Source organism: Pectobacterium jejuense (assembly GCF_026800125.1).
GTDB classification, from domain to species: Bacteria; Pseudomonadota; Gammaproteobacteria; order Enterobacterales; family Enterobacteriaceae; genus Pectobacterium; species Pectobacterium jejuense.
Genome location: NZ_JAPQKX010000003.1, coordinates 381,054 through 404,506, shown reverse-complemented (window position 1 = coordinate 404,506; position 23,453 = coordinate 381,054). Strand labels below are relative to the sequence as shown.

General features: G+C 52.4%; 21 protein-coding genes. 15 read left to right on the top strand and 6 right to left on the bottom strand.

Annotated elements, in window-relative coordinates:
* The first annotated feature begins 72 nt into the window (after positions 1-72).
* The 6 genes from epd to NXT09_RS08145 all read left to right on the top strand — a co-directional run bounded on the left by epd (position 73) and on the right by NXT09_RS08145 (position 6,303).
* Positions 73-1,089, top strand: a complete 1,017-nt coding sequence (gene epd / locus NXT09_RS08170) for an erythrose-4-phosphate dehydrogenase (protein ID WP_010681802.1) — start codon at positions 73-75, stop codon at positions 1,087-1,089.
* 72 nt (positions 1,090-1,161) lie between these two features.
* The gene (gene pgk / locus NXT09_RS08165) at positions 1,162-2,325 is read left to right on the top strand and encodes a phosphoglycerate kinase (protein WP_205551816.1); all 1,164 of its coding nucleotides are present in this window, start codon (positions 1,162-1,164) and stop codon (positions 2,323-2,325) included.
* A 137-nt stretch (positions 2,326-2,462) separates the two neighbouring features.
* A complete protein-coding gene (fbaA, locus tag NXT09_RS08160; RefSeq protein ID WP_268579373.1) occupies positions 2,463-3,539 on the top strand; it encodes a class II fructose-bisphosphate aldolase in 1,077 nt (358 codons plus the stop codon).
* A 135-nt stretch (positions 3,540-3,674) separates the two neighbouring features.
* On the top strand, positions 3,675-4,529 hold the full coding sequence (gene mscS, locus NXT09_RS08155; RefSeq protein ID WP_205551814.1) for a small-conductance mechanosensitive channel MscS: 855 nt from the start codon (positions 3,675-3,677) through the stop codon (positions 4,527-4,529).
* Between the two features lie 232 nt (positions 4,530-4,761).
* Positions 4,762-5,376: an arginine exporter ArgO gene (gene argO, locus NXT09_RS08150; RefSeq protein ID WP_205551811.1), complete on the top strand. Its 615-nt coding sequence runs from the start codon at positions 4,762-4,764 to the stop codon at positions 5,374-5,376.
* Between the two features lie 201 nt (positions 5,377-5,577).
* On the top strand, positions 5,578-6,303 hold the full coding sequence (locus tag NXT09_RS08145) for an oxidative stress defense protein (RefSeq protein WP_205551836.1): 726 nt from the start codon (positions 5,578-5,580) through the stop codon (positions 6,301-6,303).
* A 105-nt stretch (positions 6,304-6,408) separates the two neighbouring features.
* Here the strand turns inward: NXT09_RS08145 and NXT09_RS08140 are convergent, their stop codons facing one another.
* A complete protein-coding gene (locus NXT09_RS08140; protein WP_010300546.1) occupies positions 6,409-7,302 on the bottom strand; it encodes a LysR family transcriptional regulator ArgP in 894 nt (297 codons plus the stop codon).
* Between the two features lie 240 nt (positions 7,303-7,542).
* Between NXT09_RS08140 and rpiA the strand changes: the two genes are divergently transcribed.
* Positions 7,543-8,202: a ribose-5-phosphate isomerase RpiA gene (gene rpiA, locus NXT09_RS08135; protein WP_010681795.1), complete on the top strand. Its 660-nt coding sequence runs from the start codon at positions 7,543-7,545 to the stop codon at positions 8,200-8,202.
* A gap of 294 nt (positions 8,203-8,496) precedes the next feature.
* Complete coding sequence (gene serA / locus NXT09_RS08130; protein ID WP_137740115.1) at positions 8,497-9,729, top strand: phosphoglycerate dehydrogenase; 1,233 nt, start codon at positions 8,497-8,499, stop codon at positions 9,727-9,729.
* 54 nt (positions 9,730-9,783) lie between these two features.
* Here the strand turns inward: serA and NXT09_RS08125 are convergent, their stop codons facing one another.
* Positions 9,784-10,785, bottom strand: coding sequence for a zinc-binding alcohol dehydrogenase family protein (locus NXT09_RS08125; RefSeq protein WP_268579372.1), 1,002 nt, complete (start codon positions 10,783-10,785; stop codon positions 9,784-9,786).
* 136 nt (positions 10,786-10,921) lie between these two features.
* On the opposite strand from NXT09_RS08125, the gene NXT09_RS08120 reads away from it, so the two are divergent.
* The gene (locus tag NXT09_RS08120; protein ID WP_205551806.1) at positions 10,922-11,830 is read left to right on the top strand and encodes a LysR family transcriptional regulator; all 909 of its coding nucleotides are present in this window, start codon (positions 10,922-10,924) and stop codon (positions 11,828-11,830) included.
* Positions 11,831-12,083: 253 nt separating this feature from the next.
* The gene (locus NXT09_RS08115) at positions 12,084-13,787 is read left to right on the top strand and encodes a methyl-accepting chemotaxis protein (RefSeq protein WP_205551804.1); all 1,704 of its coding nucleotides are present in this window, start codon (positions 12,084-12,086) and stop codon (positions 13,785-13,787) included.
* Between the two features lie 75 nt (positions 13,788-13,862).
* Here the strand turns inward: NXT09_RS08115 and ettA are convergent, their stop codons facing one another.
* Complete coding sequence (gene ettA / locus NXT09_RS08110) at positions 13,863-15,530, bottom strand: energy-dependent translational throttle protein EttA (RefSeq protein ID WP_010300532.1); 1,668 nt, start codon at positions 15,528-15,530, stop codon at positions 13,863-13,865.
* Between the two features lie 482 nt (positions 15,531-16,012).
* Here ettA and sltY point away from each other — a divergent pair, with 482 nt between their 5' ends.
* Both sltY and trpR read left to right on the top strand, forming a co-directional pair.
* Complete coding sequence (sltY, locus tag NXT09_RS08105; protein ID WP_268579371.1) at positions 16,013-17,947, top strand: murein transglycosylase; 1,935 nt, start codon at positions 16,013-16,015, stop codon at positions 17,945-17,947.
* A 72-nt stretch (positions 17,948-18,019) separates the two neighbouring features.
* Entirely contained in the window at positions 18,020-18,367 is a 348-nt protein-coding gene (gene trpR, locus NXT09_RS08100) for a trp operon repressor (RefSeq protein ID WP_205551800.1), read from the top strand.
* Between the two features lie 3 nt (positions 18,368-18,370).
* On the opposite strand, the gene yjjX is transcribed toward trpR, so the two are convergent.
* A complete protein-coding gene (gene yjjX / locus NXT09_RS08095) occupies positions 18,371-18,910 on the bottom strand; it encodes an inosine/xanthosine triphosphatase (protein ID WP_010300523.1) in 540 nt (179 codons plus the stop codon).
* 50 nt (positions 18,911-18,960) lie between these two features.
* Here yjjX and gpmB point away from each other — a divergent pair, with 50 nt between their 5' ends.
* Entirely contained in the window at positions 18,961-19,611 is a 651-nt protein-coding gene (gpmB, locus tag NXT09_RS08090) for a 2,3-diphosphoglycerate-dependent phosphoglycerate mutase GpmB (RefSeq protein ID WP_240583812.1), read from the top strand.
* Here the strand turns inward: gpmB and robA are convergent.
* Positions 19,600-20,487 carry an MDR efflux pump AcrAB transcriptional activator RobA gene (gene robA / locus NXT09_RS08085; protein ID WP_240583811.1) on the bottom strand — a complete coding sequence of 296 codons (888 nt, stop codon included), beginning with the start codon at positions 20,485-20,487 and terminating at the stop codon, positions 19,600-19,602. The genes gpmB and robA overlap by 12 nt on opposite strands.
* Before the next feature lie 205 nt (positions 20,488-20,692).
* Between robA and creA the strand changes: the two genes are divergently transcribed.
* Positions 20,693-21,175 carry a protein CreA gene (creA, locus tag NXT09_RS08080; RefSeq protein ID WP_268579370.1) on the top strand — a complete coding sequence of 161 codons (483 nt, stop codon included), beginning with the start codon at positions 20,693-20,695 and terminating at the stop codon, positions 21,173-21,175.
* A gap of 54 nt (positions 21,176-21,229) precedes the next feature.
* On the opposite strand, the gene arcA is transcribed toward creA, so the two are convergent.
* Entirely contained in the window at positions 21,230-21,946 is a 717-nt protein-coding gene (gene arcA, locus NXT09_RS08075) for a two-component system response regulator ArcA (RefSeq protein WP_039490693.1), read from the bottom strand.
* Positions 21,947-22,697: 751 nt separating this feature from the next.
* Here arcA and NXT09_RS08070 point away from each other — a divergent pair.
* A complete protein-coding gene (locus NXT09_RS08070) occupies positions 22,698-23,384 on the top strand; it encodes a tRNA/rRNA methyltransferase (protein WP_268579369.1) in 687 nt (228 codons plus the stop codon).
* The last annotated feature ends 69 nt before the right edge of the window (positions 23,385-23,453 follow it).

Below are 23,453 nucleotides of genomic sequence, written 5' to 3'. Positions count from 1 at the left end.
CTGGTGTCTAAGAAGGGTATATCCTATGCGCTGGGTAACCCTGCCACGACACAAGGAATCACAAGGAACGCCATGACGATTCGTATTGCGATAAACGGTTTTGGCCGCATCGGCCGCAGTGTTTTACGTGCGCTGTATGAATCGGGCCGCCGAGCCGAGATTACGGTTGTGGCGATTAATGAGCTGGCGAGCGCGGAAGGTATGGCGCATTTGCTCAAGTATGACTCCAGCCACGGCCGTTTTTCGTGGGATGTTCGTCAGGAGTGCGACCAGCTTTATGTCGGTGATGACTGTATTCGTCTGTTGCATCAGGCAGAGATTCAGTCTTTGCCCTGGCGAGAACTCGGTGTCGATATCGTGCTGGATTGCAGCGGCGTCTACGGGAGCCGAGAAGATGGAGAAGCCCATCTGGCGGCAGGTGCGAAGAAAGTGCTGTTTTCTCATCCGGGAACGACGGATCTGGATGCCACGGTGGTGTTTGGCGTCAATCACCACCAGTTGGAAAGCGGGCACCGCATTGTTTCCAATGCATCTTGTACGACTAACTGCATTATCCCGGTCATCAAACTGCTGGATGATGCGTTTGGTATCGAGAATGGGACGGTGACGACGATTCACTCGTCGATGAACGATCAACCGGTGATCGATGCTTATCATCACGATCTGCGGCGTACACGAGCCGCCAGCCAGTCGATCATTCCGGTAGATACTAAACTGTCTGCGGGGATCACCCGTATTTTTCCGCAGTTTGTCGATCGTTTTGAGGCGATCTCGGTGCGTGTACCGACGATTAACGTCACGGCAATTGACCTGAGCGTTAGCGTCAGGAAAGCCGTAAATGTGAATGAAATTAACGCACTATTGCAAAAATCAGCGCATGAGTCGTTTCGTGGTATAGTTGATTACACTGAATTGCCGTTAGTGTCGGCTGATTTTAACCACGATCCGCACAGTGCCATTGTCGACGGCACGCAGACACGGGTCAGTGGTCAGCATCTGATTAAAACATTGGTCTGGTGCGATAACGAATGGGGCTTTGCCAACCGGATGTTGGATACAACACGGGCGATGGCGGCCAGCGGTTTCTAGTACGACGGTGGCGATCTGGGGTCGCTATCTCGCTCAAGCAACTTTAAAAGAGAATCAACAAGAGGATTCACCATGTCTGTAATTAAGATGACCGATCTGGATCTGGCTGGTAAACGTGTTCTTATTCGTGCGGATCTGAACGTACCAGTAAAGGAAGGGAAAGTGACGTCTGATGCGCGCATCCGTGCCTCTCTGCCGACCATCGAAATCGCTCTGAAACAAGGCGCTCGCGTTATGGTCACTTCCCACCTGGGACGCCCGACCGAAGGCGAGTACAACGAAGAATTTTCTCTGCTGCCTGTCGTTGACTACCTGAAAGAAAAACTGTCTTCTCCTGTGCGTCTGGCGAAAGATTACCTGGACGGTGTTGATGTCGCCGAAGGTGAGCTGGTTGTACTGGAAAACGTCCGCTTTAACAAAGGCGAGAAGAAAGACGACGAAGTCCTGTCCCAAAAATACGCGGCGCTGTGTGATGTGTTCGTAATGGATGCATTCGGTACGGCACACCGTGCGCAGGCTTCAACCCACGGCGTGGGTAAATTTGCCCCTATCGCCTGTGCGGGCCCGCTGCTGTCTGGTGAGCTGGAAGCACTGGGTAAAGCCTTGAGCGAGCCAGCTCGTCCGATGGTCGCTATCGTTGGTGGTTCTAAAGTTTCCACCAAGCTGACCGTACTGGATTCCTTATCTAAAATCGCCGATCAGCTGATCGTCGGTGGCGGTATCGCCAACACCTTCGTTGCTGCACAAGGCCACAACGTGGGTAAATCCCTGTACGAAGCTGACCTGATTTCTGAAGCGAAAAAGCTGCTGGAAACCTGTGATATTCCTGTACCGAGCGATGTGCGTGTTGCGTCAGAATTCTCTGAAACTGCAACAGCAACGCTGAAGTCAGTTACGGCAATCAAAGACGAAGAGCAGATTCTGGATCTGGGTGATGTGTCTGCTGAGCGTCTGGCTGAAATTCTGAAGAATGCCAAGACCATCCTGTGGAATGGCCCAGTTGGTGTCTTCGAGTTCCCTAATTTCCGTAAAGGAACTGAGACCATCGCCCGTGCTATCGCAGATAGCGACGCGTTCTCCATCGCAGGTGGCGGTGATACGCTGGCTGCGATCGATCTGTTTGGTATTGCAGATAAAATCTCCTACATTTCTACTGGTGGCGGCGCATTCCTCGAATTTGTCGAAGGGAAAAAACTGCCAGCAGTGGTTATGCTGGAAGAACGCGCCAAGCAATAATTTAAGGTAAGGGGCGCTTTTCCTCTTTCCTGTGGTTGTCTCGATATGTGATGTTCGCAGTATCGTGTCGAGACAACCTGTCGATTTAACATCGATTTCTCTAACCCCTCCACGGCCAACGAAACGGGACACGTAACATGTCTAAAATTTTTGATTTCGTAAAACCCGGTGTCATCACTGGTGATGACGTTCAGAAAGTTTTCGCAGTAGCAAAAGAAAACAAATTCGCCTTGCCAGCAGTGAACTGTGTCGGTAGCGACTCAATCAATGCTGTGCTGGAAGCCGCAGCCAAAGTGCGCGCGCCAGTTATCGTTCAGTTCTCCAACGGCGGTGCAGCATTTATCGCCGGTAAAGGCCTGAAAGCAGAAGGTCAGCAGGCGGCAATTTTGGGTGCGATTTCTGGCGCTCATCATGTGCATCAAATGGCTGAACACTATGGCGTGCCAGTAATCCTGCACACCGACCACTGTGCGAAGAAATTGCTGCCGTGGATCGATGGCCTGCTGGATGCGGGTGAAAAACACTTTGCTGTGACTGGCAAACCGCTGTTCTCTTCTCACATGATCGACCTGTCTGAAGAGTCTCTGGAAGAGAACATCGAGATCTGCTCTAAGTATTTGGCGCGTATGGCCAAAATCGATATGACCCTGGAAATCGAACTGGGTTGTACTGGTGGTGAAGAAGACGGTGTGGATAACAGCCACATGGATGCTTCTGCTCTGTACACCCAGCCAGAAGACGTTGACTACGCGTACACTAAACTGAACGCGATCAGCCCACGTTTCACTATCGCTGCTTCTTTCGGTAACGTGCATGGCGTATACAAGCCAGGTAACGTGAAACTGACCCCGACCATCCTGCGTGATTCTCAGGAATATGTTTCTAAGAAACATAACCTGCCGCACAACAGCCTGGACTTCGTATTCCACGGCGGTTCTGGTTCCAGCGCTCAGGAAATCAAAGATTCCGTTAGCTACGGCGTAGTGAAAATGAACATCGATACCGATACCCAGTGGGCAACGTGGGAAGGTATCCTGAAATACTACAAAGAAAACGAAGCGTATCTGCAAGGCCAGTTGGGTAACCCGAAAGGCGAAGATCAGCCGAACAAGAAATACTATGACCCACGTGTGTGGCTGCGTGCCTCACAGGCAAGCATGGTGACTCGTCTGGAACAAGCGTTCAAAGAGCTTAATGCTGTTGACGTGCTGTAAGTCAGACGACGTAAACATGATTTGATGCTAAGGCTCCTACGGGAGCCTTAATTTTTGGGGCTTTTGGGACTCAATGTTGCGGTTTCAGTTAGGGACGTTATGCTGTCCCAGTGATTAAAAAACAGGAGCGTTCAAATGGAAGAACTTAATACGGGGTTGGATCAGGCAGGGGACTGGTTGGTGACACACCAGAACTTGTTTTTGCAGTATGCCGTGAATATCGTCGCAGCATTAGTGATCCTCATCGTTGGTCTGGTGATCGCTCGGATCGTTTCCGGCACCATCAATAAACTGATGATTAACCGTTCTATCGATTCAACCGTGGCCGATTTCCTGTCTGCGCTGGTGCGCTATGGCATTATCGCGTTCACACTGATTGCGGTATTGAGTCGGGTTGGCGTACAGACGGCATCGGTGATTGCTGTACTGGGTGCCGCGGGCTTGGCTGTCGGTCTGGCATTACAGGGGTCGTTAGCCAACTTTGCCGCGGGCGTCTTACTAGTGATTTTCCGGCCTTTCCGTACCGGCGAATGGGTGGATTTGGGCGGCGTGTCCGGTTCGGTCACGCAGGTACAGATCTTCTCGACGACGCTGCGCACGTCTGACGGCAAAATCATCGTCGTACCGAATGGCAAAATCATTGCTGGCAATATCATCAACAGCTCGCGTGAACCGGATCGCCGTACCGAAATTATTGTTGGCGTAGCCTATGATGCCGATATTGACGTGGTGAAAAAGCTGCTGGGCGATATTGTCGCGGCGGATGAGCGCATCCAGCACGACAAGGGCGTCACGATCCGCCTGAATGAAATGGCGGCATCCTCGCTGAATTTTGTGGTGTGGGTGTGGACAACCAACGGTAACGCGCAGGCGGTGTATTGGGATCTGCTGGAAAGCTTTAAACGCGTGCTGGATGAGCACCGTATTGCTATTCCTTATCCGCAGATGGATGTGCACCTGCATAACGACGTAAACGCCCCCTCTGCGTAGCTTAGCGCCCAGTGAAACAGCCCGCGTAAACCCGCTGGCATGATCTACCAGACATGCACCATGCCGATAAAGACATGGTGCATCGTCAGAAATTATCTTCTCGTCTGACACGGACTTCCTCTGCCTTCAGATCATTAGCTTAGCTAATGTAGCGTTAGAATATTCAATTTCACTTATCTAATCGGCTTCCATACACTCCCCGCGATAACAACAAACGGGGTAGGAGAGAAGTATGTGGGCGGTGTATTTACAGGGCGTTCTGTTGGGGGCGGCGATGATTTTGCCTCTGGGGCCACAGAATGCGTTTGTGATGAATCAGGGAATTCGTCGGCAGTATCACCTGATGGTGGCGCTGTTATGTGCCTTGAGCGATATGGTGCTGATTGCCGCCGGTATTTTTGGCGGTAGCGCGTTGCTGAGTCAGTCTTCACTGCTGTTGGGGGCGGTGACGTGGGGCGGCGTTGCGTTTCTGCTCTGGTTTGGCTGGGGAGCGATGAAAACGGCCTTCAGCAAAAATATTGCCCTCGCCAGTGCCGAAGTGATGAAACAAAGCCGCTGGCGCATTATTGCCACCATGTTGGCGGTGACCTGGCTGAATCCGCATGTCTATCTGGATACTTTTGTGGTGCTAGGGAGTCTGGGGAGCCAGTTTGCGGACGATGCCCGAAGCTGGTTTGCGCTGGGTACGATAACGGCTTCTTTCACCTGGTTCTTTGCGCTGGCGCTATTGGCCTCCTGGCTGGCGCCGTGGCTGAATACGCCGCGGGTACAGCGGGTCATCAACTTTTTTGTCGGCGTAGTGATGTGGGGCATTGCCTTGCAGCTGGCGCGTCACGGTTGGCAATGATGGTTGGAAATAAATAACCTCACCTTACGCTGTGTTTCAGAAATTCACCTATATTGTGTGGAGTTGGTAATGCGTTATGTTGGTCGGTAAAGCAATCCGTCTTGTCTCTTTCATTCTGGAAGATACCGTGTTGGCACAAATAATCTGCCTGCGGCATGCGTGACGAAACATAAGTAAGGAGAGAGTGTGAAGCGAGGTATGATGAAGCTCAATGCACTGGCGCTGGCCGCCGCAGTAGGACTTGGCGGTGTGTCGATAGCCGCACAGGCTGCGGAATTGCCGGATGGCCCGCATATCGTGACGTCAGGGACATCCAGCGTAGATGCGACACCGGATATCGCGCGTCTGGCGATTGAAGTGAGCGTGTCGTCGAAGGATGCGGCGGAAGCGAAAAAGCAGGTCGATGCCCGCGTTGCACAATATTTTGATTTTCTGGGTAAAAATGGCATTGAGAAAAAAGATATCAATGCCGCCAATTTACGTACGCAGCCAGAATATGACTATCTGAAAACAGGTGGCTCGGTGCTGAAAGGCTATCGTGCGGTGCGTCAGGTGGAAGTCACTCTGCGCCAGTTAGACAAACTGAACGAGCTGCTGGATGGGGCGCTGAAATCGGGCCTGAATGAGATTCGCACGGTAGAATTAGGCGTGGCTAACCCCGAAACCTATCGTGATGAAGCGCGTAAGAAAGCCATTGAGCAGGCAACGAGTCAAGCGGAAGCGCTGGCGCAGGGCTTCAACGCGAAGCTGGGGCCGATCTACAGCGTTCGCTATCACGTTGCCAACTATCAGCCGATGCCAATGGCACGGATGTTCAAAACGGCAGATGCCGCGGTGCAAAGCGAAGCGGCACAAACCTATGAACAGCAAACCATTCACTTTGACGATCAGGTGGATGTCGTGTTTGAGTTACAGCGTACGCAGTAACGCTCACGCTAAAATACGGTTGTGTAACCCATTGATGATACCAACAGGCCTGCTCAGACAGGCCTGTTATTTTTTACTCTCTATTTTTTGTACTATCTCAGTACGTTATGACTGCCGCAGTACCTGATGACCGTGCGAGAGCAGGGCATCCGTCACTTTTCTCATCATCCGGCTTTCCGGCGCGAAGCGGTGCCAGTAGAGCATCCGGCGCTGAAACAGCCCCGGCGTCAGGTCGATTAACTCGTTATTGGCAAGTTCTCTTTCGATTTGCAGATGTGGGATCATGCAGCAGGTTGTACCTTGACGCGCTAGCTGTACAAACGCTTCTGACGAATTCACGATATGGCAGGGAACGCTGCCGGGCGACAAATCAAAGTTCTGCTGTAAAAAAGCCTGATGCATATCATCCAGATGGTCGAAGGCGACCGCAGGTGCGCGCAGCAGCGCCGAGCGCGTCACGCCATTGGGGAAATAGCGGGCGGCAAAAGTCGGCGACGCGACAAACAGATAGTCCAGAGCACCCAGTTTATCCACCAGACAGCTTGGCAGCGGCTGAGACTGAATACTCACGGCACCGACCACTTCACCCCGGCGCAGCCTTTCCTGCGTGCGCGTTTCATCTTCTACCTGCAAATTAAGACGAATCGGTGAATCAACCAGCACCGGTTGTAACGCAGGCAGCAGCCAGGTTGCGAGACTGTCGGCATTCACGGCCAGCGACAGCAGCAGCGGGATATCGCTGTTGGTTTCATTGCCCAGCCATTCTTCTTCCAGCAGCTCGACCTGATGAAGCAGAGCCAGCAGTTTCTGCCCTTGTTCTGTAGGACGAGGCGGAATGGTTCTGACCAATAGCGGCTGGCCGAACAGGTTTTCCAGCTGTTTGATACGCTGCGAAACGGCAGATTGGGTAATACACAATTTTTGGGCAGCGCGTTCAAAACCACGCTCGCGGATGACGGCATCCAGAGCCTGAAGCGTTCGATAGTCCGGGCGTTTCATGAAAGTCAAAATCCTCTGAATGAGTCTGTTTTTTTTCACTATGCCACATTTTGTAGATTTGCCATGCAGAAATCTTATTTTGGCTGTTATGCGCAATCACGATTCAGCACGGTATGTGTGAAAGGGGGCGCATGAAATAATGTATCGGCAGTGAAGTGAATTTGCACGCTTTCCCCAACGTGCATGTTCTATAATACGCACACGTTTTCGTATATCGATTCTACAGGCCAGAAGCAGATTATGACGCAAGATGAACTGAAAAAAGCAGTGGGATGGGCAGCGCTCGACTACGTTCGCCCCGACACCATTGTGGGAGTAGGAACTGGATCGACGGCAGCACACTTTATTGATGCGCTGGGTTCGATAAAACATCAAATCAAAGGCGCGGTTTCCAGCTCGGATGCCTCAACGGAAAAGTTGAAAAGTCTGGGTATTCCCGTTTTTGACGCCAATGATGTGGATTCGCTGGATGTCTACGTGGATGGCGCGGATGAGATTAACGGCCACATGCAGATGATCAAAGGCGGTGGTGCAGCGCTGACCCGCGAGAAAATCATTTCGGCAATGTCGCGCCAGTTCATCTGCATTGTCGATGCATCCAAACAGGTTGATGTGCTGGGTAAATTCCCGCTGCCAGTCGAAGTCATTCCGATGGCGCGGTCTTACGTGGCGCGTGAGCTGGCGAAGCTGGGCGGGCAGCCCGTCTATCGTCAGGGCGTACTGACGGATAACGGCAACGTCATTCTGGATGTGCACAACCTGAATATCATGGATGCGGTCGCAGTAGAAAACCACATTAATGGTATCCCGGGCGTCGTAACCGTTGGGCTGTTCGCCAATCGCGGTGCAGATGTCGCGTTAGTCGGTACGGCTGAGGGTGTAAAAACCGTCGTTAAATGAGTGCGCGATCGTTCTGGCGTGGTGAACCCCCACGTCAGAAATTTTTTAGCTAAAAAAATCCATTTAGTTAACGGCTCATTTTTGGTACTTAATATCACATTTTCTTATTTTATTTATCGTCGATATGGCGATGCACATCTTTGGCAATATTTTTTGCCATAAATCAGGCGCGCTCCTCAGTGGCGCGATTTGGGCGAAGCAATCGTTTGTATTGCTGACTGCGTAATTTTTGTTATGTTGGCAGAAGCTATTGAGCACTCTGTCACATTTGAAGTCTGAAAATAAGGTCGGGAAATGGCAAAGGTATCATTGGAAAAAGACAAGATTAAGTTTCTGTTAGTGGAAGGCGTGCATCAGAGCGCGCTGGATAACCTGCGTGCAGCGGGTTACACCAACATCGAGTTCCATAAAGGTGCGCTGGATCCTGAGGCGCTGAAAGCCTCCATCCGCGATGCGCATTTTGTGGGTATCCGCTCGCGTACCCATCTGACAGAAGAGATTTTTGCTGCTGCGGAAAAACTGATCGCGGTAGGGTGTTTCTGTATCGGGACTAATCAGGTTGAGCTGTCGGCCGCGACCAAGCGTGGTATCCCGGTATTTAACGCACCTTTTTCCAATACCCGATCCGTGGCAGAAATGGTGATCGGCGAAATGCTGCTGATGCTGCGCGGTATCCCGGCGGCGAACGCGAAAGCGCACCGTGGTATCTGGCATAAGCTGGCTGTGGGCTCGTTTGAAGCGCGCGGTAAAAAACTGGGGATCATCGGCTACGGTCATATCGGTACCCAGTTAGGCATTCTGGCTGAAAGCTTGGGGATGCACGTTTACTTTTATGATATCGAAAGTAAATTGCCGCTGGGTAATGCTCAGCAGGTGCGCCACCTGTCCGACCTGCTGAATATGAGCGACGTGGTGAGCCTGCACGTGCCGGAAAATGACAGCACGCAGAATATGATGGGTGCAGAAGAGCTGGCGCTGATGAAGCCGGGCTCCATTCTGATTAACGCCGCTCGCGGTACGGTAGTGGATATTCCTGCACTGTGCGACGCGCTGAGCAGCAAGCATCTGTCCGGTGCGGCGATTGACGTATTCCCACAGGAACCCGCAACTAACAGCGATCCATTCCTGTCACCGCTGTGCGAGTTTGATAACGTGCTGCTGACGCCGCATATCGGTGGTTCCACGCAGGAAGCGCAGGAAAATATCGGTGATGAAGTCGCAGGAAAATTGGCGAAATATTCAGACAACGGCTCTACGCTGTCTGCGGTGAATTTCCCTGAAGTGTCGCTGCCTGTTCATGGCGCACGCGCCAGCCGCCTGCTGCACATCCATGAAAACCGTCCTGGCATGATTACCAAAATTAACCAGATCTTTGCTGAGCAGGGCATTAACATCGCCGCGCAGTATCTGCAAACGACACCTGAAATTGGTTATGTGGTCATTGATGTCGAAACTGACGGTGCGCAAACGGCACTGCAACTGATGAAGGCAATTCCTGGCACCATTCGTGCCCGTCTGCTGTTCTGATGTGTGATTGAACCGTGCGTGATTAATCAGCCCCGAAAGGGGCTGATTGCATTATTACAGCGCGATAACGATCTTGCCGCGCATATGTCCTTCCAGCACTTTGCCGTGAGCCCGCTTCAGCGTGTCTACCGTTAACCCTTGCAGCGCTTCGCTGGCGGTTCCCTGAAGTTTTCCTGCATCAACCAGCTGTGCGACTTCGTGCAAAATATTCCCCTGTTCCGCGATATCCGGCGTGGTGAACATGCTGCGGGTAAACATTAATTCCCAGTGCAGCGCCGCGCTTTTGAGTTTCAGTGCCGTTTGGTCGAGCGGATTTTTGTTTTCCACGATGGTGCAGATGTGTCCCATCGGCGCGATCAGTTTACTGATGGCATCCCAGTGGCCGTCCGTGTCGTTCAGGCAGAAAATATAGTCGACCTGTTTGATCCCTTCTTTTTCCAGAGACTCGACCAGATTACGGTAATCCACGACCTTATGGGCACCGCGCTGGCGGCACCACTCTGCCGAGTCAGGCTGTGACGCAGTGGCGATGATATTTACCGAACTGCGCAATGCCGCCAGAGAAATCGCGAGAGACCCTACGCCGCCTGCACCGCCGATAATCAACAGCGTTTTGTCGCTATCGGCCTGCTGTATTTTCAGGTGTTCGAATAAGCCTTCCCAGGCGGTCAGCGCCGTGAGCGGCAGGGCGGCCGCTGCTGCCCAGTCCAGAGACACCGGCTTACGCGCTACGATACGTGAATCAATTAACTGATGGGTGGTGTTGCTGCCGGGGCGGGTGATATCGCCGGCGTACCAGACTTCATCGCCCACCTGAATGTTGTTAACCGCGCTGCCGATTTTCAGCACGACGCCGCTGGCATCCCAGCCGAGAATGCGGGGCTGCTGTAATCCATTCTGAAGTAACCCAGCATGAACCTTGGTATCCACGGGATTGACGGAAATAGCTTTTACGCCGACCAACAGATCGTATTCACCGGGCTCGGGAATGTCCTGCGTGATGGCAATGAAATTTTCTGGCTGTTGTGGATCAACGGCTATCGCATGAGCGGTCATGGTCTGTTCCTCATTATTTTCAGAATGTGGTCTGGTGAATAAAACCTATTTTTGCATAAGCCAAAGTGTAGAACACAGCGATAGGGCTGATAAGATGGACAATAAATAATGCAGTGTTCGTCTGGGGTGAACAATCATGTTTAAGCAATTGCAGGATATGGCGCTGTTTGCGCTGGTGGCCGAGTGTGGCAGCTTTACACAGGCGGCGCGAAAAGCCGGGCTGGCAAAATCCAGCCTGAGTCTGCGCATTAGCCAGCTTGAACAGCAGATTGGCCTGCGGTTGCTGAACCGAACCACACGCCAGCTCAATCTGACGTTTGCCGGTGAGCGCTACCTGATTCACTGTCAGGAGATGCTGCAAGCCAGCGAGCGTGCCGATCTCGCCATACAGCGCCTGCGTGATAATCCCAGCGGGCGGCTGCGCATCACTAGCCCGGCAGGATTAGGTTCTACGCTGCTGGCGCGGCTCACCGCTGAGTTTCAGCAGCACTTTCCGGCGGTATCACTGGATGTGCTGATTTCAGACGATGTGATCGATCTGGTGCAGGAGGGCTTTGATGTCGCTTTTCGCACCGGTAAACCGCATGATTCTTCACTGATTGGGCGTTCGCTTGGGCAAACCCCACGATACTTGCTGGCATCGCCTGATTATCTGGCGCGGCACTCGGCATTACTTCATCCACAACAGCTCCAGCAACACCGCTGTATTGCGCATCATGCGTGGACGGAGTGGCTCTTGCATCGCGGTTCGGAACTCTATCGCTGGTTACTCCCTGATTCGCATATCACGGATAACCTGCTTTACGCCCGTGAGTGCGCGATTGCGGGGGCGGGGATTACGCTATTGCCAGATTTTCTCTGTCTGGATGAAGCTGTGTCTGGAAAACTGGTCAGGGTCTTGCCAGATTGGCAGGCGGAAGCCAACGAACTTTATCTGGTCTACCCCAGCCGCAAGCTGAATTCGCCCGCATTGGCATGTTTTATCGACTTTGTTTTACAGCATCGCGCGTTGGACGATTACTCAACGTTTTTGAAAAAGCAGTAGGGATTGTCGTAGCTATAATATTTTCGTTTCATTTTTACGGGTATTTTTTAATTTTTATTGAAACGTGATTTCCATCAACTTATTTTAGGTACGTTTTAGACTGAAAATGCCGATAACAACCGTGGTTCCTTTTGACTTTTTTATGAAAGGTTTGTTCTGCGTGGCATTATTGTCACAGTGATATCTGGGCTCTGCCGCACCGCAATGGCAGAGATAATGTAGACCAGTGATGGTGAAAATGAGAATGCAACCGATGTCTGTTCAAAAAGAGAAGTTGAGTTACATCAACAATATACGTCTCGTTTCGTTATTTATTACTCTTTTTTCAATTATCCTGATTTTATTTGCGCTTTCTATTGGCACAGCGAGCTATTTCTTAAAACAAAGTAATGATTCATTGGATAAGGCGAATGAATTGTCTGATATCCGGGCTGGCATTAGCAGCAGTCTCGATCAACTGCGCGTTGCCAGATTACTGCTTATTCAGGCGGGTGCGGCAAACCGTATTAGCGATCACGAAGTATTTAAATCCGCTTCAGATCAGGCCGCTGGTCGAGTAAGAGCCTCACAGAAGCGTCTGGATGAATATATCGCGCGTCCAGACAAACTGGAGAGCGAAAACGCCCTAGATGACGAGATTCTTAAGGCGTATGCCAACTACCGTGATAACGGGATTCTGGCTATGCAGAAAGCGACAAACGACGGGGAATTTGAAGATACGATCACGTTGGAAAGTACGCTGGCCCGTCAGTTAGATGAAGCGTTCAGTGTTCCAGTACGCAAGAAAGTGAATGAACTCACGCAAGCTGCGCAGGATATCAATCTGCGGGCAGAACAGAATGCCCAACTGGGTTACTGGATGATGGCGGGTTCGTTTGTCTTGTCTATCATTATGGCGATCATGGCCTACATCATGGTGCGCAATGTGATTCTCGCGCCGGTTAACAGGCTGGTTGATCGTATTCAGAAGATCGCGGCGGGTGATTTGACACAGCCGCCGATGGCGATGGGACGTAATGAAATCGGCATTCTGGGGACGAATATCCAGAACATGCAGGCGGAGCTGACGGATACAGTTACGATCGTGCGCGAAGGTGCGGATTCGATCTATCAAGGGTCGTCAGAAATTACGGCGGGTAACGTCGATCTCTCTTCGCGCACCGAGCAGCAGGCGGCCGCGCTGGAGGAAACCGCAGCGAGCATGGAACAGCTGACCGCGACGGTGAAACAGAACTCCGACAATGCCCATCACGCCAGCCAACTGGCGAAAAATGCCTCTGAAAAAGCGGAGAAGGGCGGACAGATCGTGAAGAACGTGGTGGATACCATGCAGGATATTGCTACCAGTTCACGTCGTATTTCCGAAATCACGTCCGTTATTAATAGCATCGCTTTCCAGACCAACATTCTGGCGTTGAACGCGGCGGTAGAAGCCGCGCGGGCGGGTGAGCAAGGGCGTGGTTTTGCCGTGGTGGCGGGTGAAGTCCGTAGTCTGGCACAGCGCAGCGCACAGGCAGCGAAAGAGATTGAAGGGCTGATTGGCGAATCGAGCCGGTTGGTGGATACAGGATCTGGGCTTGTGTCTCAGGCGGGTACAACCATGGGTGAGATTGTCCGCGCGGTTGTCAGCGTGACCGACATCATGGGAGAAATTGCCTCCGCTTCTGACGAACAGAGCCGTGGCATCGGTCAGGTGAGTCAGGCCGTGTCTGAAATGGATAGCGCGACGCAGCAGAATGCGGCGCTGGTACAGGAAGCCTCGGCGGCGGCCGTTTCACTTGAAGAGCAGGCGGCACGTCTAACGCAGGCTGTCGCGGTATTCAAGCTGGCTGGCGTGGCCCAGAGACTGAAATCGTCCTTACCGAAGGCTGCGCCGCAACCGCGCTTAGCGCCAGCGATGGCCCTCGCCGGAGCCAGTAGCAAAGGCAGCGAGAATCAAAACTGGGAAACGTTCTGATCGGGTAAGTGAGCTGTACTGGAAAGAAAAATGGCCCGCAGTGCGGGCCATTTGTTTATCACGTTCGATGACGGCTTATTTAGCGATCTTCTTGTATTTGATGCGGTGTGGTTCCAACGCATCGGCACCCAGCGTACGCTTCTTGTACTCTTCGTACTCGGTAAAGTTACCTTCGAAGAATTCCACTTTACCTTCATCCTGATAATCCAGAATGTGCGTTGCGATACGGTCGAGGAACCAACGGTCATGCGAGATCACCATGGCACAGCCTGGGAATTCCAGCAGGGCGTTTTCCAGCGCGCGCAGGGTTTCGATATCCAGGTCGTTGGTTGGTTCATCGAGCAGCAGCACGTTGCCGCCTACCTGCAACAGCTTCGCCAGATGCAGACGACCGCGTTCACCACCGGACAGCTCGCCAACGCGTTTGCCCTGATCAACCCCTTTGAAGTTGAAACGGCCAACGTAAGCACGACTTGGCATTTCGGTGTTGCCGATACGCATGATGTCCTGCCCGCCAGACACTTCTTCCCAGACGGTTTTGCTGTTGTCCATCGCGTCACGGAACTGGTCAACTGACGCCAGTTTCACCGTTTCACCCAGCTCAATTGAGCCGCCATCCGGCTGTTCCTGACCGGACATCATGCGGAACAGGGTCGATTTACCGGCACCGTTCGGGCCGATAATGCCGACAATCGCGCCTTTCGGTACGGAGAAAGAAAGCCCGTCGATGAGCTGACGTTCGCCGTAAGATTTACTGAGGTTGGTGACTTCCACCACTTTATCGCCGAGGCGAGCACCGGGTGGAATAAACAGTTCGTTGGTTTCGTTACGCTTCTGGTATTCGGTGTTGTTCAGCTCTTCAAAGCGTGCCAGACGTGCCTTACCTTTGGACTGACGGCCTTTCGCGCCTTGACGCACCCACTCCAGCTCTTTCTCAATGGATTTACGGCGTGCCGCTTCCTGAGAGGCTTCCTGTGCCAGACGCTGATCTTTCTGCTCCAGCCAGGAAGAGTAGTTGCCTTCCCACGGAATACCTTCGCCGCGATCCAGCTCCAGAATCCAGCCTGCGACGTTATCGAGGAAGTAACGGTCGTGGGTAATCGCCACCACGGTGCCCTCGAAGTCGTGCAGGAAGCGTTCCAGCCAGGCTACCGATTCGGCATCCAGGTGGTTGGTTGGTTCATCGAGCAGCAGCATGTCCGGCTTTTCCAGAAGCAGACGGCATAGCGCCACACGGCGACGTTCGCCCCCGGACAGGGTAGCGATTTTCGCATCCCACTCCGGCAAGCGCAGCGCATCGGCGGCACGCTCTAGCTGGTTGTCCAGATTATGGCCGTCGTGCGCCTGAATGACTTCTTCCAGTCGGCCTTGTTCTGCGGCCAATTTATCGAAGTCTGCATCCGGGTCGGCATACAGCGCATAGACTTCGTCAAGACGCTTCAGCGCGGTGACGACTTCAGACACCGCTTCTTCCACGGATTCACGTACGGTGTGCTCCGTGTTTAACTGCGGTTCCTGCGGCAAGTAGCCGATTTTGATTCCAGGTTGTGGGCGAGCTTCGCCCTCGATGTCCGTATCAATGCCAGCCATAATACGCAACAGCGTTGATTTACCGGCTCCGTTCAGACCCAGCACGCCGATTTTGGCACCGGGGAAAAAACTGAGGGAGATGTTTTTCAGAATGTGACGCTTCGGCGGTACGACCTTACCGACGCGATGCATGGTATAAACATATTGAGCCACGTTGCGACTTCGCCTCTCTCTTATCTCTATGATTTGTCACCATAAGCGGGTGACCATATGTAGCACTGTGTTACCTAATACTAAATCGCTGCTAAGGAAATACTCTGGCAGCGGATCGATTATTCTAAGCGCATTACTCTAAGTATGAAGTGTAGCGGTTTTCAGCCTGCGATCCCAGCTATCCGGCGATTTGCCATGGTCGATCTGAGACGTAGGCCCGCGTGATGAATTTCAGAATCGGTTTGCGGATCGGCATATCGTTGTCTGGCATGATGTGCCACACTGGATCTGCCCGATTATCCGTCATACTTCAAGTTGCTTGTGCGTTGGCTGCCCTTACTCACCCCAGTCACTTACCTGAGTAAGCTCCTGGGGATTCATGCGGTTGCCGCCTTCACGCAACTCGAATTATTTTGGGTATAGGATAGGGGGATCGATACGATGAAGGATGCCGATAGCAAGTTCGATAACGGATGAGGTTAATGCAGGTGATAAAAGCGGGTCATTGGTGGTACGCCATTTCGGCGATATGTCTGGCTGGGGTTTCCGGCCATGCGCTGGCGGATTCTCTGGATGAACAGCGTCAGCGCTATCAGCAGGTTAAGCAAGCATGGGACAGCAACCAGATGGACACGGTCGCGCAGTTGATGCCGACGCTGCGCAGTTACCCACTTTATCCTTATCTTGAATACCGTTCGCTCACGCAGGACCTGAGTCAGGTCAGTGCGACGCAGGTGAAGCAGTTTATGGCAACGCACCCGACGTTGCCGCCTGCCCGTAACCTGACGACCAGCTTTGTGAATGAGCTGGCGCGTCGTCAAGACTGGATTGGGCTGCTGGCATTTAGCCCCCAGCCGCCGAAGCCGGTCAGCGCCCGCTGTAACTTTTATTACGCCCAGTGGGCAACCGGTCAGCGTCAGGGTGTGTGGGAAGCCACGCGTGATATCTGGCTGACCGGGCGCTCGCTCCCTGCCGTGTGCGATAAACTCTTCTCCGTCTGGCAGCAGGCTGGCGAACAGACGCCGCTGACGACGTTGGAACGCACGCGTCTGGCGATGGACGAAGGCAGCGGCAGTCTGGTGAGCTATCTCATCAAGCAGTTACCCGACGACTATAAAACGATGGGCGATGCGCTGTTGAAACTCCAGAACGATCCGAATTCGCTGGAGAGCTTCGCCCGTACCGTCGGGCCGACGGATTTTACGCGTAAAGTCACGCTCTCGGCCTTTACGCGCACGGCGCGTCAGGATACCGATAATGCCCGTTCGATGCTGCCAGTCATTGCCCGTTTGCAGAAAATGAGTGCGGCAGAACGTCAGGGGATGGAAGAAACCATTGCCTGGCGTTTGATGGGCAACGATGCCACGCCAGAACAGGCACAGTGGCGGGATGGCGTGGTGCGGCAGAGCACGTCGACCACGTTGCTAGAACGCCGCGTACGTATGGCGCTGGGCGCAGGCGATCGTCAGGGGCTAACGAGCTGGATGGCACGTTTACCGGCGGATGCCTTGCAGAAAGACGAATGGCGCTACTGGCGTGCGGTAGTGCTGTTGGATCAGGGTAAACGTCAGGAAGGCGAGACGCTATTACGCAGCCTGATGCAGGAACGCGGGTTCTACCCGATGGCAGCGGCGCAGAAACTGAACGAGCGCTATCCCATGACTATCATGGCGGCGGTGAAGCCGGATCCTTCTCTGTCTCAGCTACCGGAAATCACCCGCGTACGGGAGTTGATGTTCTGGCAGATGGATAATCTGGCGCGCAGCGAATGGGTTGGGCTGGTGGCGAATCGCAGCAAACCGCAGCAGGAAGCACTGGCTCGCTATGCGTTTGAGCAGCGCTGGGCGGATTTGAGCGTACAGGCGACGATTGTCGCGAAGCTGTGGGATCATCTGGAAGAGCGTTTCCCGCTGGCCTGGAACGATGAATTCCGCCGTGAAACGCAGGGGAAAGGCATCAGCCAGAGCTATGCGATGGCGATTGCTCGTCAGGAAAGCGCCTGGAACCCGAAAGCACGTTCCCCAGTTGGTGCATCGGGCCTGATGCAGTTGATGCCCGCGACGGCGCAGCATACGGCCAAAATGAGTAATATCACGTTCTATACGAACAGCAGCCAGTTGTTCGATCCCGAAACCAATATCCTGTTGGGAACGAGCTATCTGGAGTACGTGTACCAGACATTTGGGCGTAACCGCATTCTGTCTTCCGCGGCTTATAATGCCGGGCCGTCGCGTGTGAATACCTGGCTGAGGAACAGCGCTGGGCGCATCGATCCCGTTGCGTTTATCGAAAGTATTCCGTTCTCGGAAACACGGGGTTACGTGAAAAATGTGCTGGCGTATGACGTCTTCTATCGCTATTTCCTTAATCAACCAGCAAATGTGCTGACGGATGGGGAATGGCAGCGGCGTTATTGAGACGCGGCGTTGCGATCGTTGCCTGAAATTGTGTTATGCTGCCGTACTAGTTAAATAGTATGGCAGCCCGTTATGACTCCGTTATCGCTTATCGACCCGGCACTTTCTGAACAAGACAATGAGCATTGGTTACGCTTTGTCGCGTTATTGCAGCAGTCTATTGCGGAGGATCTTCACCTACCGCTGCTTCAACTCCTGATGACGCCGGATGAGCGTACAGCGTTAGGAACGCGGGTGCGGATTATACAGGAGCTAATGCGGGGTGAAATGAGCCAGCGTGAGCTGAAAAGCGAGTTAGGTGCTGGAATTGCGACGATTACGCGCGGTTCAAACAGTCTGAAAGCCGCGCCCCCCGCGTTAAAAAGCTGGCTGGAAGCGCAGTTGCTGTCGGCAGATAAGCCGTTGAGTGACGACGCGTAGCCGTTACGGTTTTGCTGCCTGAACGGGAATCTGATAGATCGGATTATGGAACGGCACCAGTGCCAGCAACAACGCCTGATGGTACACGCTGGTGCGTGACAATTTGCCGTCAGTGAAGACGCCGATGGCACCACCTTTATGTTTGATATTCTGAACGCCCGTCAAACGCTCCATTTCATCGCCTAATTCCCGCCCTTCACGGATACCATGTAATATACTTTCTGGAAGAACCAGGCTTGCAGAACGTGATTCGCCACGCAGGTGGGCGTTTTCGATCACCATCCAGGCGAAAGTCATGCTTTCTTCAATGCCTGCTTCGACACCGACCCAAAAATCGGCTTCTGGTCGCACCTGACGTGCCATCATGACGCGGTTTCTGGCACCTGTACGGGTTTCGAGAGAGCCGAGAGGCTGGCGCGGGACGCCACTGTCGACGTCAACGCCTTCGATGCGGCAGTTTTCTGCACCAAAGACATCGGTGAATGCCAGAGTAATAGCCTTAATCTTTGCCGGGTTGGTAGTTGCAGCAACAACGTGATACATAACAGTTTCGTACCTTTAGTTAATTTGACGCAGTATAACGGAAAATAACCATGTTACAGGTATATCTTGTTCGCCACGGCGAAACGGAATGGAATGTGGCTCGACGTATTCAAGGTCAATCGGACAGTGCGCTGACGCCAAGAGGTGAACAACAGGCACAGCAAGTTGCTGAACGAATCAGGACGTTAGGGATTACGCATATTTTTACCAGCGATCTCGGAAGAACGCGTCAGACGACAGAAATCATCGCTAAATCTTGTGGTGATTGCCAGATAATCCTGGAGCCCGGGTTACGTGAATTGAACATGGGCGTCTTGGAAGCCCGCGATCTGGATTTGCTGACCGCCGAGGAAGAAAAGTGGCGTAAAGGGCTGGTGGATGGCACGCCCGATGGCCGTATCCCAGAAGGCGAGTCGATGGTTGATGTGGCATTGCGCATGCACGGCGTTCTGGAGCGTTGTCTGGCGTTGCCTGCGGGAAGTCGTCCTTTGCTGGTTAGCCATGGTATGGCGCTGGGGTGCTTGCTGAGTACGGTTCTGGGGTTACCCGCATCGGCTGAACGGCGACTGCGTCTACGCAACTGTTCCCTGTCGCGCATTGATTATCAGCAAAGCCCGTGGCTGGCACCCGGATGGGTGGTTGAAACGGCCGGAGATATCTCACATTTGGATATTCCGGCACTGGATGAGTTACAGCGCTGATAGCGGCTCGGTATGTTGGATGGGGATAAAATACTCGCAGCGAATGATGTCGGGTATTTCCCCGTCTGTATCGCGACTAGGGTGAAAACGCTCGGCGTCGAACCCTTTACGGCGCGTGAGCTGGAAGGTCGGCAGACAGGTGTCATACAGGCTGATAATAAAATCCTGTAGCTCGTCGGTCGGGCCGTCAAAAACGAACATCGCGTAGTCGCCGCCCGGTAGCGTGATGGGTTCGCCAGTATGGACATCATCAGGCAGATACTGCGGCTCCAGTGCGGTGGTGTAGAGCACTGCGTGCTCGTCGTCTTTCTCTTTACTCGGCTGCGAATGATGTAGCCCGTAAAGCACCGGTGGGACGCAGCGCGTTTCTCCCAAAAATTGACGCCAGTAGTGGACGCGAATTTCGGTACGGAAATTACAAATCTGTTCCAGGCGACAGGTATAGGTTTGCGTTAGCCCAAGCAACTGCGTTTCTGGCAGGGTGACAAACTGCGGCTGTGGCAGGGTAAACTCACCAAGCCGAATCGGCGGACGAATGCCGAAAGTGTTCCAGTTATCGGAACGACGATAAGACGCTGGCGTTTGTGCAAACTGTTTTTTGAACGCGCGGGTAAAAGTCTGTTGTGAATCAAAGCGGTATTGCAGGGCAATATCAAGGATGGGGCGACTGGTCAGGCAGAGTGCAACCGCCGCTTTGGTCAATCTCCGCGCTCGGATATATGAACCAATGGCATGGCCCGTCACATCCTTGAACATTCTTTGCAGATGCCACTTGGAATAACCCGCTTTCGCCGCCACATTATCGAGTGATAGCGGCTGGTCGAGATGGCTTTCCAGCCAGTTAAGCAAGTCACGTATGATACCGGCTTGATCCATAATCTTCCTCATCAAACACATTGAGCGCGAGCGTATTGAGATCCCGCATCATAGCAATATTTTCACTTTGGTACTGCCGAAGATTTTTGAAAATTTTCCGCAGGTAATTTGGATAAGGAGGGAGATTATAGCGGTTTATTTTGCTCATCCCCTTTTTAATTGTGGTTATTAACCGTTTGTTATGAATTGTCACAGGACCTGAAATATGAACATAAAGCGCATCATGGGAGCGGGTCTGCTATTGCTATCCACCGCCAGCGTTGTCAGTGCGGAAGAAGTGGGATCTGTCGATACGGCCTTTAAACTGCTGGGGCCGGATCATAAGATCGTCGTGGAAGCGTTTGACGATCCAGATGTATCAAATGTTACCTGCTACGTTAGCCGAGCCAAAACAGGCGGAATCAAAGGCGGGTTAGGGCTGGCGGAGGACACGTCGGACGCTGCCATTTCCTGTCAGCAGGTTGGGCCGATTACGCTGTCCGATAAAATCAAAAACGGCGGCGATCGTGGGTCCGTTGTGTTCCAGAAAAGAACATCGCTGGTTTTCAAGAAATTGCAGGTTGTTCGATTTTACGATCAAAAGCGCAATTCGCTGATCTATCTTGCTTATTCTGATCGCATAGTCGATGGTTCGCCGAAAAATGCGTTAAGCGCAGTGCCGGTTATGCCGTGGGGAAAGAGTGAATAACGTGCGGTAAGAAGGGAAAACAGCCGGAACAGAAATCTGTTCCGGCTGAGGGAATTAATTTTCCAGATCGCCGCAGAAGCGGTAGCCTTCGCCGTGGATCGTGGCGATGATTTCTGGCGTATCGGCTGTAGATTCAAAGTGCTTGCGGATACGACGGATGGTGACGTCAACGGTACGGTCATGCGGCTTAAGCTCGCGACCCGTCATTTTCTTCAGCAGCTCTGCACGGGATTGAATCTTGCCCGGATTTTCGCAGAAGTGCAGCATGGCGCGGAATTCACTGCGCGGCAGCTTGTATTGTTCACCAGCCGGGCTAATCAGAGAACGGCTATTGATGTCCAGTTCCCAGCCGTTGAAACGATAGCTTTCCACCAGACGACGCTCTTCCGTGCCACCGCCCAGATTCATGGTGCGTGACAGCAGGTTACGGGCGCGGATCGTCAGTTCACGTGGGTTGAACGGTTTGGTGATGTAGTCATCCGCACCGATTTCCAGACCGAGGATCTTATCGACTTCATTGTCGCGGCCGGTGAGGAACATCAAGGCAACGGTGGCTTGCTCGCGCAATTCACGTGCCAGCAACAGGCCGTTCTTTCCTGGCAGGTTGATGTCCATGATCACCAGATTGATGTCGTTCTCGGACAAAATGTGGTGCATTTCTGCGCCATCAGTGGCTTCGTGAACAACGTATCCTTCCGCCTCAAAAATGCTTTTGAGGGTATTACGAGTTACTAGCTCGTCTTCAACAATAAGAATGTGCGGCGTCTGCATGTTTGCTACCTAAAATTGCCAACTTAAATTATAGAAATCGGAAGTACAGAAGTCGCTGTCATACCCTGCTGGCCCGCTGGCTACAACGCCAGTTATTCCGGGTATTTCCCTGGAGCTTATCGAGGTAGACTACGCTCTCGCTCAACGTCAGACTCAAGTACGTAAATGCGTTACTGGTGTTCATTCTCTACCCGCTTAGAGGTACTGCTAGCGGGTGAGCGTGGCGCTAATTTAACTGCGCTCAAAGTGGCGCACAGTTTAACCTTATTAACAGCAACATAACAGTAAGCACAGATTTTGCCTGCTGATAAATCTACGGTTCTGTTGACATATATCAAATTTCATTTTAGCACGTTAACTATTTTGTGATAAACACTTATAGGATTGCCAGTTTACGTCACAATTTAGCACTTTTTATGAACGATTTAGCATAGCAAATGCCAATAATCATAATTGGCGCTACACAGTCGTTGGTGCTTTTATAACTTATTGAAATAAAATAATTTACCTTATTTTTCTTAAGGTTTTATCTTCCCGCCCGTTTTTTGGACTCACCGATGTTTCCTGGCGAAGACTGCGTTGATGCCGGAAATGTTGTTGGTTTATTGTTAACTTTTCACTGTGATACTCAACAAATTGTCGTTATCAATAAATCGTCGTCATCAATAAATTGTTATCGATTACAAGGTCGTGTTGTTTGGCGAGTAGATAAACTATTGCCAAAACGCATGTAACCCATACTGAGGAGTCTATGCAGTTTCATATTATTTTGGTTGAGCCCGCTCGGGCTGAAAACGTAGGGGCGGCCGCTCGTGCGATGAAAACGATGGGGTTCAGCAGCTTGCGTATTGTCGGTAGCACGGTACATCAAGAGCCTGCGGCTCGCTGGGTAGCGCACGGTTCAGGGGATATTCTGGATAATGTACAGGTGTTTTCCACGCTGGCTGAAGCACTGGCAGATGTCGATTTTACGGTCGCGACCACCGCGCGCAGCCGGGCTAAGTATCACTATTACTGCACGCCAGCGGAATTGACAGATGTATTGCAGGAGAAGGTTCAATGGATGGTGTCTGCGGCGCTGGTGTTTGGTCGGGAAGATGTTGGCCTGACGAATGAAGAACTCGAACTGGCGGATGTGCTGACTGGCGTGCCGATGAAAGCGGATTACCCTTCGCTAAATCTTGGTCAGGCGGTGATGGTGTACTGTTATCAACTGGCTGAACTGATGCAGGTCAAACCGGAAGCGACACAGCCTGCGGTGGTGGGGCAGTTGTCGGCGCTGCGCGATCGTATGGATCGGCTTTTGGTGACTCTGGCGGTTGAGGACGATGAAAAACTGCGGGACTGGCTGCATCAGCGGCTGGGACGTTTAGAGCAGCGGGATACGGCGATGCTCCATCGATTGCTACACGACATTGAAAAAAGACTGCCGAAATAAGATAGCAGAGATGGCTTTTTTGGCAGTCGAACATCTTGAGTCACGTATTTTGACAACGGTTTGTCCGGC

Coding starts and splice junctions, on each gene's coding strand:
- epd (WP_010681802.1), top strand. CDS start 73: ATGACGATTCGTATTGCGATAAACGGTTTTGGCCGCATCGGCCGCAGT.
- pgk (WP_205551816.1), top strand. CDS start 1,162: ATGTCTGTAATTAAGATGACCGATCTGGATCTGGCTGGTAAACGTGTT.
- fbaA (WP_268579373.1), top strand. CDS start 2,463: ATGTCTAAAATTTTTGATTTCGTAAAACCCGGTGTCATCACTGGTGAT.
- mscS (WP_205551814.1), top strand. CDS start 3,675: ATGGAAGAACTTAATACGGGGTTGGATCAGGCAGGGGACTGGTTGGTG.
- argO (WP_205551811.1), top strand. CDS start 4,762: ATGTGGGCGGTGTATTTACAGGGCGTTCTGTTGGGGGCGGCGATGATT.
- NXT09_RS08145 (WP_205551836.1), top strand. CDS start 5,578: ATGAAGCTCAATGCACTGGCGCTGGCCGCCGCAGTAGGACTTGGCGGT.
- NXT09_RS08140 (WP_010300546.1), bottom strand. CDS start 7,302: ATGAAACGCCCGGACTATCGAACGCTTCAGGCTCTGGATGCCGTCATC.
- rpiA (WP_010681795.1), top strand. CDS start 7,543: ATGACGCAAGATGAACTGAAAAAAGCAGTGGGATGGGCAGCGCTCGAC.
- serA (WP_137740115.1), top strand. CDS start 8,497: ATGGCAAAGGTATCATTGGAAAAAGACAAGATTAAGTTTCTGTTAGTG.
- NXT09_RS08125 (WP_268579372.1), bottom strand. CDS start 10,785: ATGACCGCTCATGCGATAGCCGTTGATCCACAACAGCCAGAAAATTTC.
- NXT09_RS08120 (WP_205551806.1), top strand. CDS start 10,922: ATGTTTAAGCAATTGCAGGATATGGCGCTGTTTGCGCTGGTGGCCGAG.
- NXT09_RS08115 (WP_205551804.1), top strand. CDS start 12,084: ATGTCTGTTCAAAAAGAGAAGTTGAGTTACATCAACAATATACGTCTC.
- sltY (WP_268579371.1), top strand. CDS start 16,013: ATGCAGGTGATAAAAGCGGGTCATTGGTGGTACGCCATTTCGGCGATA.
- trpR (WP_205551800.1), top strand. CDS start 18,020: ATGACTCCGTTATCGCTTATCGACCCGGCACTTTCTGAACAAGACAAT.
- yjjX (WP_010300523.1), bottom strand. CDS start 18,910: ATGTATCACGTTGTTGCTGCAACTACCAACCCGGCAAAGATTAAGGCT.
- gpmB (WP_240583812.1), top strand. CDS start 18,961: ATGTTACAGGTATATCTTGTTCGCCACGGCGAAACGGAATGGAATGTG.
- robA (WP_240583811.1), bottom strand. CDS start 20,487: ATGGATCAAGCCGGTATCATACGTGACTTGCTTAACTGGCTGGAAAGC.
- creA (WP_268579370.1), top strand. CDS start 20,693: ATGAACATAAAGCGCATCATGGGAGCGGGTCTGCTATTGCTATCCACC.
- arcA (WP_039490693.1), bottom strand. CDS start 21,946: ATGCAGACGCCGCACATTCTTATTGTTGAAGACGAGCTAGTAACTCGT.
- NXT09_RS08070 (WP_268579369.1), top strand. CDS start 22,698: ATGCAGTTTCATATTATTTTGGTTGAGCCCGCTCGGGCTGAAAACGTA.